At 58.3% G+C, this 13,320-nt stretch carries 14 protein-coding genes; 8 read left to right on the top strand and 6 right to left on the bottom strand.

Annotated features, from left to right (window positions below; genetic code table 11):
* Positions 1–8: 8 nt before the first annotated feature.
* The gene (gene glgA / locus I9H07_RS12955; RefSeq protein ID WP_236423566.1) at positions 9–1,601 is read right to left on the bottom strand and encodes a glycogen synthase GlgA; all 1,593 of its coding nucleotides are present in this window, start codon (positions 1,599–1,601) and stop codon (positions 9–11) included.
* 609 nt (positions 1,602–2,210) lie between these two features.
* On the opposite strand from glgA, the gene I9H07_RS12950 reads away from it, so the two are divergent.
* Entirely contained in the window at positions 2,211–2,702 is a 492-nt protein-coding gene (locus I9H07_RS12950) for a GNAT family N-acetyltransferase (protein ID WP_024673793.1), read from the top strand.
* Between the two features lie 157 nt (positions 2,703–2,859).
* Here the strand turns inward: I9H07_RS12950 and I9H07_RS12945 are convergent, their stop codons facing one another.
* Positions 2,860–3,033 (bottom strand): DUF6026 family protein, encoded by a 174-nt coding sequence (locus I9H07_RS12945; RefSeq protein ID WP_058392147.1) that lies wholly within the window; start codon positions 3,031–3,033, stop codon positions 2,860–2,862.
* 328 nt (positions 3,034–3,361) lie between these two features.
* On the opposite strand from I9H07_RS12945, the gene gnd reads away from it, so the two are divergent.
* The 4 genes from gnd to I9H07_RS12925 all read left to right on the top strand — a co-directional run bounded on the left by gnd (position 3,362) and on the right by I9H07_RS12925 (position 8,561).
* Positions 3,362–4,336 (top strand): phosphogluconate dehydrogenase (NAD(+)-dependent, decarboxylating), encoded by a 975-nt coding sequence (gene gnd, locus I9H07_RS12940; RefSeq protein WP_024673794.1) that lies wholly within the window; start codon positions 3,362–3,364, stop codon positions 4,334–4,336.
* Complete coding sequence (gene zwf, locus I9H07_RS12935; protein ID WP_236423564.1) at positions 4,336–5,868, top strand: glucose-6-phosphate dehydrogenase; 1,533 nt, start codon at positions 4,336–4,338, stop codon at positions 5,866–5,868. The genes gnd and zwf overlap by 1 nt, the downstream gene beginning before the upstream one ends.
* A complete protein-coding gene (locus tag I9H07_RS12930; RefSeq protein ID WP_236423562.1) occupies positions 5,861–6,679 on the top strand; it encodes an HAD family hydrolase in 819 nt (272 codons plus the stop codon). Before zwf ends, I9H07_RS12930 begins: the two co-directional genes overlap by 8 nt.
* A gap of 64 nt (positions 6,680–6,743) precedes the next feature.
* Complete coding sequence (locus tag I9H07_RS12925) at positions 6,744–8,561, top strand: glycoside hydrolase family 15 protein (protein WP_236423561.1); 1,818 nt, start codon at positions 6,744–6,746, stop codon at positions 8,559–8,561.
* On the opposite strand, the gene alkB is transcribed toward I9H07_RS12925, so the two are convergent.
* From alkB to I9H07_RS12910, 3 genes are read right to left on the bottom strand one after another with little or no spacing between them, the layout of a single operon-like run.
* Positions 8,562–9,248, bottom strand: a complete 687-nt coding sequence (gene alkB, locus I9H07_RS12920) for a DNA oxidative demethylase AlkB (RefSeq protein WP_236423559.1) — start codon at positions 9,246–9,248, stop codon at positions 8,562–8,564.
* Positions 9,249–9,276: 28 nt separating this feature from the next.
* Positions 9,277–9,459, bottom strand: coding sequence for a hypothetical protein (locus tag I9H07_RS12915; RefSeq protein WP_024673799.1), 183 nt, complete (start codon positions 9,457–9,459; stop codon positions 9,277–9,279).
* Between the two features lie 14 nt (positions 9,460–9,473).
* Entirely contained in the window at positions 9,474–9,779 is a 306-nt protein-coding gene (locus tag I9H07_RS12910; protein WP_007249367.1) for a DUF1883 domain-containing protein, read from the bottom strand.
* 170 nt (positions 9,780–9,949) lie between these two features.
* Between I9H07_RS12910 and I9H07_RS12905 the strand changes: the two genes are divergently transcribed.
* Positions 9,950–10,300 carry a hypothetical protein gene (locus I9H07_RS12905; protein WP_024673800.1) on the top strand — a complete coding sequence of 117 codons (351 nt, stop codon included), beginning with the start codon at positions 9,950–9,952 and terminating at the stop codon, positions 10,298–10,300.
* Between the two features lie 72 nt (positions 10,301–10,372).
* Here the strand turns inward: I9H07_RS12905 and I9H07_RS12900 are convergent, their stop codons facing one another.
* The gene (locus I9H07_RS12900) at positions 10,373–10,654 is read right to left on the bottom strand and encodes a hypothetical protein (RefSeq protein WP_024673801.1); all 282 of its coding nucleotides are present in this window, start codon (positions 10,652–10,654) and stop codon (positions 10,373–10,375) included.
* 326 nt (positions 10,655–10,980) lie between these two features.
* Between I9H07_RS12900 and galU the strand changes: the two genes are divergently transcribed.
* On the top strand, positions 10,981–11,820 hold the full coding sequence (galU, locus tag I9H07_RS12895; protein WP_003315315.1) for a UTP--glucose-1-phosphate uridylyltransferase GalU: 840 nt from the start codon (positions 10,981–10,983) through the stop codon (positions 11,818–11,820).
* A 101-nt stretch (positions 11,821–11,921) separates the two neighbouring features.
* Positions 11,922–13,280, top strand: coding sequence for a glutathione-disulfide reductase (gene gorA / locus I9H07_RS12890; RefSeq protein ID WP_058823546.1), 1,359 nt, complete (start codon positions 11,922–11,924; stop codon positions 13,278–13,280).
* Positions 13,281–13,320 lie beyond the last annotated feature (40 nt).

The raw sequence follows: 13,320 nt of genomic DNA, 5'->3' as shown, positions 1-13,320 counted from the left end.
TCCTTTTCCTAGTAGTGAGTTGAAACGCCCACGTTTTTCTTCAGCAAGTCGCGGTAGAGATCTGCGTATGGCTCCACCGCCTGGTGCCAATTGAACGGGGCGGCCATGGCGCGGCAACGCATGGCGTTAAGTAATTCCGGGTGGGAGAACACGTTGAAAGCCCGATTAAGCGCTTCCATGTAGCTTTCAACCGTAGATTCGTTGAACAGGAAACCGGTCACGCCATCTTCGATGGTGTCAGCCAGACCACCGGTGTTGCGGGCAACCGGCAGCGAGCCGAAACGCTGTGCGTACATCTGGCTCAAGCCGCAAGGCTCATAGCGGGACGGCATCAGCAGGAAATCACTGCCAGCGAACATGCGGCGCGCATCGGTTTCGTTAAAGCCGACCCGAACGCCGATGCGGCCCGGAAAGCGTGCAGCCAGCTCGCGCATGGCCTCTTCTTCCTCGGGTTCACCCCGGCCGATGATCGCGATCTGTCCGCCGTTGTTGACGATGTGCTCGGCAACGCCAATGGTCAGGTCCAGACCCTTCTGATAAACCAGGCGTGAAACCACGGCGAACAGCGGGCCGGTGGACTCATCCAGCTCGAACAGTTCACGGACGTGATCGGCGTTGATCTCTTTGCGCGTCCACTCATTGGGCGCGAAATGGCAGATCAGGTGTTCGTCGGTGGCTGCGTCCCAGCTTTCGTCGATGCCGTTGGGGATGCCGCTGAGCTGGCCCTTTTTCGCCTTGCTCTGCAGAAAGCCTTCAAGCCCGCAGCCGAATTCCGGGGTCGTGATTTCCCGGGCGTAAGTGGCGCTGACGGTCGTGATGTGGCTTGCGTAGGCCATGCCCGCCTTGATGAACGACAACTGGCCGTAGAATTCCATACCTTCCGGGTGGATGGCTTCATCCGGAATACCCAGCTCGCGACTCGACGCGGTACTGACCGTGCCCTGATAAGCGAGGTTGTGAATGGTGAAGATGCTCGGCGTGGACTGTCCGCGCCAGCGCATGTAAGCGGGCGCCAGACCGGCTGGCCAGTCATGGGCATGAACCAGTTCGGGGCACCACTGACTTTTTACTTCGCCTGCGGCAAATTCTGCGGCGGCCAGGCCCAGACGGGCAAAGCGGATATGGTTATCGGACCAGTCACGACCTTCGGTGTCCGCGTAGGGCGTGCCTTCGCGCTCATACAGCTCGGGGCAGATCAGGACATAAATCACCAGGCCGTCTTTCATGTCCATACGGCCCACCTTGCACGGCGGAAGCGCGGCATGGCCACCCAGCTGACTGATGATATGAATCGGATTGCCACTGTTGATGACTTGCGGATAACCGGGAATCAGCACCCGAACGTCGTGCAGGTGGCGCATGGCACGCGGCAGTGCGGCAGACACATCGCCAAGACCGCCGGTTTTCACCAGGTCGGCCAGCTCGGAGGTCACGAACAACACCTTGCGTCGGTTGACCTGAGACATGGTCTGCTGGGTCGGTGCAGTGGGTATGTGCAGCACAGGTAAATTAGTAGTCGCAAAAACCGGTAGATGAGTCAGCTCGCCGACCGGCTGGTTAAAACTCTCTCCCTTCTGGGTTTTGACAGCGGCGCTAATCATCGTTTTTCCCCTTAAACCAGTATTGGTGCATCACTTGATTGTTATTGGCCATTTCCTATGGCCGGGTACACATACGTGCACTACGCAAGATCGATACCCGTTCGGACCATGCACAGTGACAAAGCGGCGTGATGTCGCCATTACCGGATGTCAGCCAATAGCATAGATGCTCTATTCAGCTGACCCGGCTGTTTTTGAGAAGTTTCCACTTTTTTATGCGCAAATGTCTGGCGCGCGGGGTTGCGCCTCTCTGGCTGTCAGCTACAGCCGCCTGTCATTAGGCTGTTGCGCGTTTAAAGGGCGAAATATTGCACAGTCTCAGCGCATGACCGGCCGTCGGATCGTTCGACAATCCTTTTTTGCAGGCCTGCTCCGAGGGTGCGCCAGGCCTTGTTCGGGTGCCGCTCGAACCCAATCAGTGCATTGCGCCTTTTCCGGGTGCATTTGACGCGCTATCTATGTGCACCATGGGAAATTTCCTGCATCTGTGCTGGAACAATTCGAAGCGAGGCAGGATAGAATCGACCCGTGATATTCGGGAGATAGGGCTGGCCTCTCGGAAGCACACTGATTTGAACACGCTGTTTTGAATTGTTGACGAGGACGGAAATGGAAGCCCCTGAGGTGCTGGTACTGCAAGCGAGCTACACAAATCCTGTGCATGCCGATGCCATTGGATTTGTCCTGAACGAATACTCCCTGGACGTCATGGGCACGGGTAGGCCCCTTTCAGCCGATACTCGCCAGCAACTGGCCATCGAACTGGCCAAGCGCCCACATGCGTTCAGTGTGCTGGCCTTCGTCTCCGGCGAGCCCGTAGGGCTGATCAACTGTTTCGAGGGCTTTTCCACCTTTGCCTGCCGTCCGCTGGTCAATATTCATGACGTCGCGGTCATAGCGCAGTACCGGGGGCAGGGCATCAGCCAGAGGATGCTGGCCAAAGTCGAAGAAATCGCGCGTCAGCGCGGCTGCTGCAAGCTGACGCTGGAGGTGCTTGAGGGCAATGACGTCGCTCAGGGCGCCTACAGAAAGATGGGTTTTGACAATTATCAGCTGAACCCGGAAATGGGTCGCGCCATGTTCTGGCAGAAATCGCTCTGATAGCCGACGCGCATCGCGTCAAGGCGTACATCCATGGAGGGTATGAAGCGTGAGAGCGCGTGAAGGCAGGGAGGATGAATGAGGGGGCGGGATCAAGCGGGCAAGCCGGCATATCGGGCTTGCCACGGTGCGGTCTGAAACGTTGTAGATTCTACTGTCAGGCGTGAAGCATTGCGCCTGGCGCAGACAGCTGGGTTTGCTGCAGCATTACGCTCAAATGAGCAACCTTTCGCTGCAACTGCTCACGTTCTTCTTTCAAGGCACGCAGTTCGTCGCGGCGGATCGTGACATACAGGGTTTGTGGTGCAACCGGTGGTAGTACAGTGCCCATTGCTCACCTCGCAAATGGCGGATTCAACCTCAGAAAGGTCCTGAGCAATGACTTTCAATCCCTGAGTGCCGCTGCTTACCTCTCTATCGGCTCCGATTCTGAATTCTTTTGCGCTTTTTTGGAACTTTTTTATTTTTAATGGTCGCGAGCAGCCGCCGATCACGACAAAATGCACCGACTGAGGGCGTTCTCGCCGTCACTTCTCTTATGCGACTGTCCTTGTAAGGGAACCGACGTTCTGCCTCGCTTGACTAACCTGCATGCTCACATCCTGTTGAAGCGCTGTACGGCAGGTGAGGCACCTTTTTACGATTTAAGGAGCACCTTCATGCAACTTGGGATTATTGGACTGGGCCGCATGGGCGGCAACATCGCACGACGTTTGATGCTGGATGGTCACACTACTGTGGTGTACGACCGTGATGAAGCATCACGCAGCGCCCTGGCCAATGACGGGGCCACCGCCGTTGCCGATCTGACGGAAATGGTTGCCGCGCTGGCGAAGCCTCGTGCCATCTGGGTCATGCTCCCGGCCGGCGCTCCGACCGAAGACACCATCCAGATGCTCAGTCAGTTGCTTGAAGCCGATGACGTGATCATCGACGGCGGCAACACCTTCTACAAGGATGACATGCGTCGTGCTCAGGAGCTGACTGCAAAAGGTCTGCACTACGTTGACGTGGGTACGTCCGGCGGCGTGTGGGGGCTGGAGCGCGGTTACTGCATGATGATTGGCGGTGAAGACGCCATCGTGCGTCGTCTGGACCCGCTGTTCGCAACGCTGGCACCCGGCCTGGGCTCCATCGAACGCACCAAGGAACGCGTCTCCGACGACGATCGCGCCGAGCGTGGCTATATCCACTCCGGCCCTGCGGGCTCCGGCCATTTCGTGAAGATGATTCACAACGGCATCGAATACGGGATGATGCAGGCGTTCGCCGAGGGCTTCGACCTTCTCAAGCAGAAGAACTCCGAGCACCTGCCTGCCGAGCAGCGCTTTGACCTGAACACTGCCGACATTGCCGAAGTCTGGCGCCGTGGCAGCGTGGTCTCCTCCTGGCTGCTGGATCTGACTGCTGATGCACTGGCCACCGATCCACAACTGGATGCGTTCTCCGGCTCGGTTGCCGACAGCGGTGAAGGGCGCTGGACCATCGAGGCTGCCATCGAGCAGGCTGTGCCGGTTCCGGTACTCTCCAGTGCGCTGTTTGCGCGCTTCCGTTCACGTCAGACCAGCTCGTATGCAGACAAGATGCTGTCCGCCATGCGCTTTGGATTTGGTGGCCACAAGGAACCGAAGTAATGGGCCTGTCGCGTGGCACCGCCAATCAGAAACCGGAGGTGGCGCCAGCCACGACCCTGTTTCTGTTCGGGGCTCATGGCGATCTGGTCAAGCGTCTGCTGATGCCGGCGCTTTATAACCTGTCACGCGACGGTCTGGTGGACGAAGGTCTGCACATTGTCGGCGTCGATCACAATGCGATCAGCGACGCCGACTTCGCGAAGAAGCTGGAAAACTTCATTCGTGAAGAGGCCGCTGGCAAGGTTGCCGGCGGTGGCAAGGAGCCGCTTGACCCTGCGCTCTGGAGCAAGCTGGCCGAGCGGATCAGTTACGTGCAGGGCGACTTTCTCGACGATTCGACCTACCGTGACATCGACAGCAAGATCAAGAGCACCGGCGCGGCCAACGCGGTGTTCTACCTCGCGACAGCTCCACGCTTTTTCAGCGAGGTCGCCCAGCGGCTTGGTTCATCCGGCTTGCTGAACGAGACCGATGACGGGTTTCGGCGCGTGGTGATCGAAAAGCCGTTCGGCTCCGATCTGGCCAGTGCTGTGGAGCTCAACCAGTGCCTGCTCAAGGTGATGAGCGAGAAGCAGATCTACCGCATCGATCATTATCTGGGCAAGGAGACGGTGCAGAACATCCTGGTCAGCCGTTTCTCCAACGGCTTGTTCGAGTCCTTCTGGAACAATCATTACATCGACCATGTGCAGATCACTGCGGCGGAAACCGTGGGTGTTGAAACACGTGGCAGCTTTTATGAACACACCGGCGCACTGCGCGACATGGTCCCCAATCACCTGTTTCAGCTGTTGGCGATGGTCGCGATGGAACCGCCAGCGGCGTTCGGAGCAGATGCCGTGCGCGGCGAAAAAGCCAAGGTAATCGGGGCGATTCGCCCGTGGAGCGAAGAGGAAGCGTTAGCCAATTCGGTGCGCGGCCAGTATGCAGAAGGGGTGACCGGAGACAGAAAAGTCGTCGGCTATCGCGAGGAAGACCGGGTAGAGGCCGACAGCACCACCGAGACCTATGTTGCGCTCAAGGTGATGGTCGACAACTGGCGCTGGGTGGGTGTGCCGTTCTACTTGCGTACCGGCAAGCGCATGAGCGCTCGCAGCACCGAGATCGCCATTTGTTTCAAGCCCGCGCCTTACGCGCAGTTTCGCGACACCGAGGTCGACCGGCTCAAGCCCAACTACCTGCGCATTCAGATTCAGCCCAACGAAGGCATGTGGTTCGATCTGTTTGCCAAACGCCCGGGCCCGACGCTGGACATGGAAGACATCGCCCTGGGCTTCGCCTACAAGGACTTCTTCGAAATGCAGCCCTCGACCGGCTATGAAACGCTGATCTACGATTGCCTGACAGGCGACCAGACCCTGTTTCAGCGTGCCGACAATATCGAAAACGGCTGGCGTGCCGTTCAACCGTTTCTCGATACATGGGCCAGGCAGCCGGAGGTGCAGCTGTACGACGCAGGTCAGGACGGGCCTGCTGCCGGTGAGGAACTGTTGAGCCGAGACGGCCGCGAATGGAGAGAACTGAATGTCTGAAGCATCTTCGTTGCCCGTGCAGTTTGTGATGTCCGATATCGACGGCACGCTACTGCGGCGCGATCACAGCCTGAGTCAGGCCAATATCGACGCCATCGCGCGTCTGCGGGCGGCGGGCATACATTTCACAGTGGCCAGCAGCCGTCCGCCGAGAGCCATGCGTCAGGTGATCGAGGCGCTGGGCATCGATCTGCCGACCGTCGCGTTCAATGGCGGCACCATCACGCACGCCGACGGCAGCCTGCTTGCCGCTCACCGCATCGATCAGACAGCAGTGCGTACCTGTCTTGATCTGTTTGCTGGCGAGAAGGTTGCTATCTGGGTGTTTGCCGATGATCAGTGGCTGTTGCTCGACCCGGCAGGGGACTACGTCGATCACGAGCGTGATGCACTGGGTTACGAGTATGTCCAGGTCGAGAGCTTCGAACCCTATCTCGACCGGGTCGACAAGATCGTTGCGGCAAGTGCCGACTTCGAACTGCTCAAGACCCTCGAAACCCGGCTCAATCCGCTGATCGACGGGCTTGCGCTGGCCGCTCGTTCGCAAAAGTACTACCTGGACGTCACTGCACTGGACGCCAACAAAGGTTCGGCCCTGGCGACGCTTGCGGAGTACCTGGGAGTCGAGCTTTCACGCACGGCCGCTATCGGCGATGGTGGCAACGACGTGGCAATGTTCCGCAAGGCCGGGGTATCGATTGCGATGGGGCAGGGCGAGCCGACAGTTCAGGGACAGGCTGACCATGTTACATATAGCAACGAGCAGGACGGTGTGGCTCGCGCTATCGAGCGCTATATCCTGCCAGTCTGAGCCGCCCTGGCGCGGGGAGGTTCGCCGAACCGCAACGAATCATCTACATGACGGGCATTTCTGAATGGCTGGATTGATCGAAGACTATGCGTTGCTGGGCAACTGTCAGACTGCGGCGCTGGTCGCCCGTGATGGTTCGCTGGACTGGCTGTGTTTCCCCCGCTTTGACTCCACCGCGTGCTTTGCGGCGCTGCTGGGCAGCAGCGATCACGGGCGCTGGAAGATCGCGCCGACGGCGGAGGTCCTTTCGACCGAGCGCCGTTATCGAGAAGGCACGCTGGTTCTCGAAACCGTCTTTGAAACCCGCGACGGTCGCGCGATGCTGATCGATTTCATGCCCATGAACACCAGCGGCCATGTGGTACGCATTGTTGTCGGGCTGGAGGGGCAGGTTGAATTCACGGTCGACCTCGCGATTCGTTTCGATTACGGCAGCAGCGTGCCTTGGGTCGAGAAAAAGGACGCGCACACACTGACTGCGGTGGCAGGTCCGGAAATGCTGGTCCTGCGCAGCCCCGTGCAGCTGCATCCTCAAGATCATCACACTGCCAGTCATTTTCAGGTGGGCGAAGGCGAGCGCAAAGTCTTTACGCTGGCTTATCAGGCTTCTTACGAGCCGTTACTGGCGAATATCGATGTTGAGCAAACGCTTCAGACCACGGTCAGCTACTGGCGTGAGTTTTCTGACCGTTGCCCTGACGTCGGCCCCTGGACGGAACAGGTCAAGCGCTCGCTGATTACCCTCAAGGCTATGACCTATGCGCCTACCGGCGGCATCGTCGCCGCAGTGACCACTTCATTGCCGGAACAGCTGGGTGGTGAACGTAACTGGGATTATCGATACTGCTGGTTGCGTGACGCAACGATGACGCTACTGGCCTTCATGAATCTCGGCTATTTCGAGGAAGCAACAGCCTGGCGGGACTGGCTGTTGCGTTCGGTGGCCGGTAACCCGGAGCAGATTCAGATCATGTATGGCGTCGGCGGTGAGCGGCGCTTGCAGGAATATGAATTGCCCTGGCTGAGCGGCTATGAGCACTCGCAACCGGTACGGGTTGGCAACGGCGCGGCGACTCAGGTCCAACTCGACGTGTATGGCGAGGTCGCCGATGCCATGATTCAAGCGCTTCGCGGAGGCATGCCAGCGCACCCGCGCAGTGTGGCGATTTCCAAGGTGGTGATGCCCTACCTGGAAACCATCTGGCACTTGCCGGACGCCGGGATCTGGGAGATTCGCTCCGAACCGCGTCATTTCACGCATTCGAAAGTCATGGCCTGGGTAGCATTCGATCGCAACGCTACCCAAATTGCACAAGCTGCCGAGAATGACGAAGATCGCGCGTTGGCCGAGCACTACCGGCGGGTCGCGGATGAAATTCATGCCGACGTGTGTCGCAACGGTTTTGACGCCCAACTGAATAGTTTTGTGCAGACTTACGGCGCTACCGAGGTCGACGCCAGCCTGTTGCAGATTATTCTGACCGGCTTCCTTGCGCCTGATGACCCTCGCGTCATCGGCACCGTCGCCAGGATCGAGCGCACGTTGATGCAGGATGGTCTGCTGCTGCGTTATGACAACGAGCGCAGCGACGATGGCGTAGCGGGGCGGGAGGGCACATTTCTGGTCTGCTCGTTCTGGCTGGCCGACGCCTACGTGCTGCTCGGGCGTGCTGATGACGCATCCAGGCTATTCGAACGGCTGTGTGGCCTGTGCAATGACGTGGGCTTGCTGGCCGAGCAATATGATCCGAAAGATGGCCGTATGCTGGGCAACTTCCCGCAGGCGTTCAGCCACATCGGCATTATCAATACCGCATTGAACCTGCACCGGGTGGTATGTCCGGCGCTGACGCGAACGTCCGGCGAGCTTGCTGCCAGTTGATCAGTCGTGTCGACCGGCTTTGCGAAAGGTCAGGTTGATACGCTGCTCGCCGAGCACAGGATGCTCGGCCTGTTTGACCGGCAGAATGCCGTGGAAGCGCAGCCGGTCTTCACCGCCCCAGACCACGACATCGCCGTGAAACAGTGAGATGCGCTGCGTCTTGTCGCTGCGCAGCATGCCGCCGAACTGGAAAATCGCCGGGATACCGAGCGACACCGAGACCACGGGCCATTGATGGTCGTGCTCGTTGCGGTCCTGATGCAGTGACATCTTCGCACCCGGAATGTAGCGATTGATCAGGCAGGCATCCGGCACGAAGTCACGATAATCGGCAGCCAGCGCGGCGCGTTGCGCCAGTTGCATGAAAACCTGTGGCATGGCGGGCCAGGGCTTGCCGGTTTGCGGATCTACTCCGCTGTAACGGTAGCCATGGCGATCAGTGATCCAGCCCAGTTGCCCGCAACTGCTGAGCGCGGCCGACATGTCAAGGCCGCTGGGCGTCTGCATAAGGCGAAACGGCGACTGGGCCACGGTTGCTTCCAGAGCAGCCAGCAACGTTTCCATTGCATCCAGCGCAAAGCCTCTGAACAGCCATGACCCCGGCCCTATCTGCTCGTCGCGCCGGGGTTGCGGCGCAGGGTCGGCAAACAGATCGAGGTTGGCGGGTGTTTCACCTTTACGCTGCATGATCGGATCAGGCACCTGGGAGGGGTCTTTAAAGCGCTTTGCTGACTTTGACGTCGGTAATCTGATCGTCACTCTGATCGTGCATTTTTTTCAAGGCGGCTTCGGCTTCTTCGACAGAAGCGGATTGCAACTGCGCGAATTCGAAGCGGCGCTCGCCGTTCAGCTTATAGCTGACAGCGTATTTGGTGGTGCGTGTGGCGGGATTGTTCACAATGACTCCTTGCATCATCTCAGCTGAGAGGTCGAGCGGCGGACGATCTTGATGGCGTGGGTAAACGGCGGCTTGCGTCCGGCGTTGGTGTCCACCTTGCGCCCGGCGGTATCAATGGTAATGTTCCAGAAACCGGTGCTTGGCGCGGCGATCTTGGCAGGGAAGGTATCAAACGCACCGCCATGATAAGTATGACGGCCACCGTTCTTGAAGCTGCGGAAGTTCGCATCGTTCATCAGGCGAATATTGCAGGTCTGCGAGCATGTGATGACGACCAGATCGTCTTCGTTCAAATGCTCGCGCTGGTGTACGAATTTCATGACCGGGGCTCCGAAGCAGGGCTTTTTCTGAAAAATCAAAACGATAGCATGCTGTGCCCTTGATTTGACGCTGCCCCTCATTAATTTGCATTCTTTCTGGCAAAAATCGCCCGAGTGGGGATTTAATTGCCGCCTGTCTTGTCGTAGCACCTTTATTCTGGAGACTTAGTATGAAACTGGCTGTAGTAGTCCTGGCTCTGGCGATGACCGGCTGTGCGACGGTAAACGATATCGAACATACGCCCCCTACCATGAATGTCATGTCGGGGAAGAACCCCAAGGAATACACTGACTGTTTCGTCGGCAAGATCAGCAGCAGCCGCAAGCCGCCCCTGATTGAGTCCCGTCACGATGGCCTGCGCATTATCGTGGCACAAAAGCTCAGCAAGTCGCCTGCGGCAGTGGTCGACGTCGAGAGCCGATCAGGCGGCAGTACGATCAAGGTCTATGAGCGTCTTTCCAACGTGCCGATCCGCTTCAGGGATGTGCAGAACGCCGCTGATGCCTGTATCTCCGGCTGACAGATAAAGGCTTGTCCAGAGCGCCCGACCGCATGGGGTCGGGCGGCGAATCTTCTACCGCAGGATGCGCAATTACTTGCAGACCACCAGCACGCTGCGGCTCTTGTAGTTGCCGACGTCCACGCCCAGCGTCTTTTCGCTTTCCGCAGGTTGCGGTGTGCCGTCGGTGCCGACAATCTCATAGCCTGTGCCCGCGCAGGATGCATCGGCCTTCTCATAGCAGCTTGCCCACGACATCGCCTCGCCAGAGCAATCGATGCTCAGGCCCTGTTTGCCGTTTTTCAGGTAGGTATTGGAGGCGGTTGCGCAGCCAGTGAGGCCCAGCACAGCAATAATGGACAGGATTCTGATCATGTTTTTCGCTTCGAGAAGGTGTAGGTAAGGCCGGGAAATCAGCAATTGCAGGGTTGGACTGATATGGCGTGCCATCGTTCCGCCATGTTTTACATTCCTGTTCGCTGTTTTGTAGTACTAATGTAAGCGACAGGATGCCGTGCGGGCGCAGGATTTTGTGTGTATGAGCCGCGCCGGGTTGGTCGCAATATCTACAATGGTGCGGAACTATCTGCCGTCTGATTCCTCTATGAAGGCATCGGACGGCCAAAGGCGGGGCATTGTAACGTGACCGCCGCCTGATTAGACTGCGCCGTTAACACCAACAGCCCTTACCAAGGACTTTTATGATCAAGAAATGCTTGTTCCCAGCAGCCGGTTACGGCACTCGCTTTTTGCCAGCGACCAAGGCCATGCCCAAGGAAATGCTGCCGGTGGTCAACAAGCCGCTGATCCAATACGGTGTTGAAGAAGCACTCGCGGCTGGCCTGACTGAAATCTCCATCGTGACCGGCCGCGGCAAGCGCTCGCTCGAAGATCACTTTGACATCAGCTACGAGCTGGAGCACCAGATCAAGGGTACCGACAAAGAGAAATACCTGGTCGGCATCCGTAAGCTGATTGATGAGTGCAGCTTTTCCTACACTCGTCAGACCGAAATGAAAGGCTTGGGCCACGCCATCCTCAGCGGTCGTCCGCTGATTGGCAACGAAGCGTTCGCCGTGGTTCTGGCGGATGACTTGTGCGTCAACCTCGAAGGCGACGGCGTGCTGGCGCAGATGGTCAAGCTGCATAAGCACTACGGTTGCTCGATCATTGCCATTCAGGAAGTTGACCCGTCGGAAACCAACAAGTACGGCGTGATCGCGGGTGAAGAGATCAAGCCTGGCCTGTTCCGCGTGACCGACATGGTTGAAAAGCCAAAGCCTGAAGATGCGCCGTCCAACCTGGCGATCATCGGCCGCTACATTCTGACGCCGGACATTTTCGAGAAAATCGAACAGACCGAGCCAGGCAAGGGTGGTGAGATCCAGATTACCGACGCCCTGATGAAGCAGGCTGCAGAAGGTAACGTGCTTGCCTACAAATTCAAGGGCACGCGTTTCGACTGCGGTGGCGCTGAAGGCTATATCGAGGCAACCAACTTCTGCTTCGAGCATTTCTACAAAGCCGGCAAAGCTCATTGATTTTTGAATGACGCTGCTGTGAAAACGCCACCTTCGGGTGGCTTTTTCATTTCTGAATGACCGTCAGGCGGTTATGCTGTGACCCTGCTCAGGAGATATCGATGGCTTTTGATTTTGATCTGTTTGTAATCGGCGCCGGTTCAGGCGGCGTTCGGGCGGCACGTTTTGCTGCCGGTTTTGGTGCGCGGGTGGCTGTGGCCGAGAGTCGCTACCTGGGTGGTACCTGCGTCAACGTAGGCTGCGTTCCCAAGAAGCTGCTGGTATACGGTGCGCATTTCTCCGAAGACTTCGATCATGCCAAGGGTTTTGGCTGGTCGCTGGGCGAGGCTGAATTCGACTGGTCGACGCTGATCGCCAACAAGGATCGCGAAATCAATCGCCTCAATGGCATCTATCGCAAGTTGCTGGTCGACAGCGGCGTGACGCTGCTCGAGGGACATGCACGGCTCACCGGCCCGCAGCAGGTCGAGATCAACGGTCAGACGTACAGTGCCGAGCGCATTCTGATTGCCACCGGCGGCTGGCCGCAGGTGCCTGACGTGCCTGGGCGCGAGCATGCGATTACGTCCAACGAGGCGTTCTATCTCAAGACGCTGCCCAAGCGCATTGTCGTTGTGGGTGGCGGCTACATTGCCGTGGAATTTGCATCGATTTTCAACGGGCTGGGTGCTGACACCACGCTGGTTTATCGCGGTGAGCTGTTCTTGCGCGGCTTCGATGGCAGTGTGCGTACCCATCTGCATGAAGAACTGCTCAAGCGCCACATGACGATCCGCTTCAACAGCGACATCGCGCGTATCGACAAACAGCCCGACGGCAGCCTGCTGTTGACAATGAAAGACAGCAGCACGCTGGAAACCGATTGCGTGTTCTACGCCACGGGTCGTCGCCCAATGCTCGACAACCTCGGTCTCGACAGCGTCGACGTCAAGCTCGACGAGCACGGCTACATCAAGGTCGATGAGCATTACCAGAGCAGCGAGCCGTCCATTCTGGCTATCGGCGACGTCATCGGCGGTGTGCAACTGACCCCGGTTGCGCTGGCTGAAGGCATGGCCTTGGCGCGACGGCTCTTCAAGCCGGAGCAATACCGTCCGGTGGACTACAATCACATCCCGACAGCGGTTTTCAGTCTGCCGAACATCGGTACGGTCGGCCTGACCGAAGAAGATGCCATCAAGGCGGGTCATGATGTGCAGGTGTTCGAAAGCCGTTTCCGGCCCATGAAGCTGACCCTGACGGACGATCAGGAGCGCACCTTGATGAAGCTGGTGGTGGATGCCAAAACCGACCGTGTGCTTGGCTGCCACATGGTAGGGCCGGATGCTGGCGAAATTGTGCAAAGCCTGGCGATTGCCATCAAGGCTGGTGCGACCAAGCAGGTGTTTGACGATACGATTGGCGTGCACCCGACTGCCGCGGAAGAATTCGTCACCATGCGCACCCCGGTGCAGCGGTAAGTCGCGACGCCCGGAGGTCAGGACGATTTCCGGTGTAAAA

Origin of the sequence: Pseudomonas syringae (assembly GCF_023278085.1) — a bacterium.
Taxonomy (GTDB): domain Bacteria; phylum Pseudomonadota; class Gammaproteobacteria; order Pseudomonadales; family Pseudomonadaceae; genus Aquipseudomonas; species Aquipseudomonas syringae_Q.
This window is presented reverse-complemented; position numbering and strand designations above follow the sequence as displayed.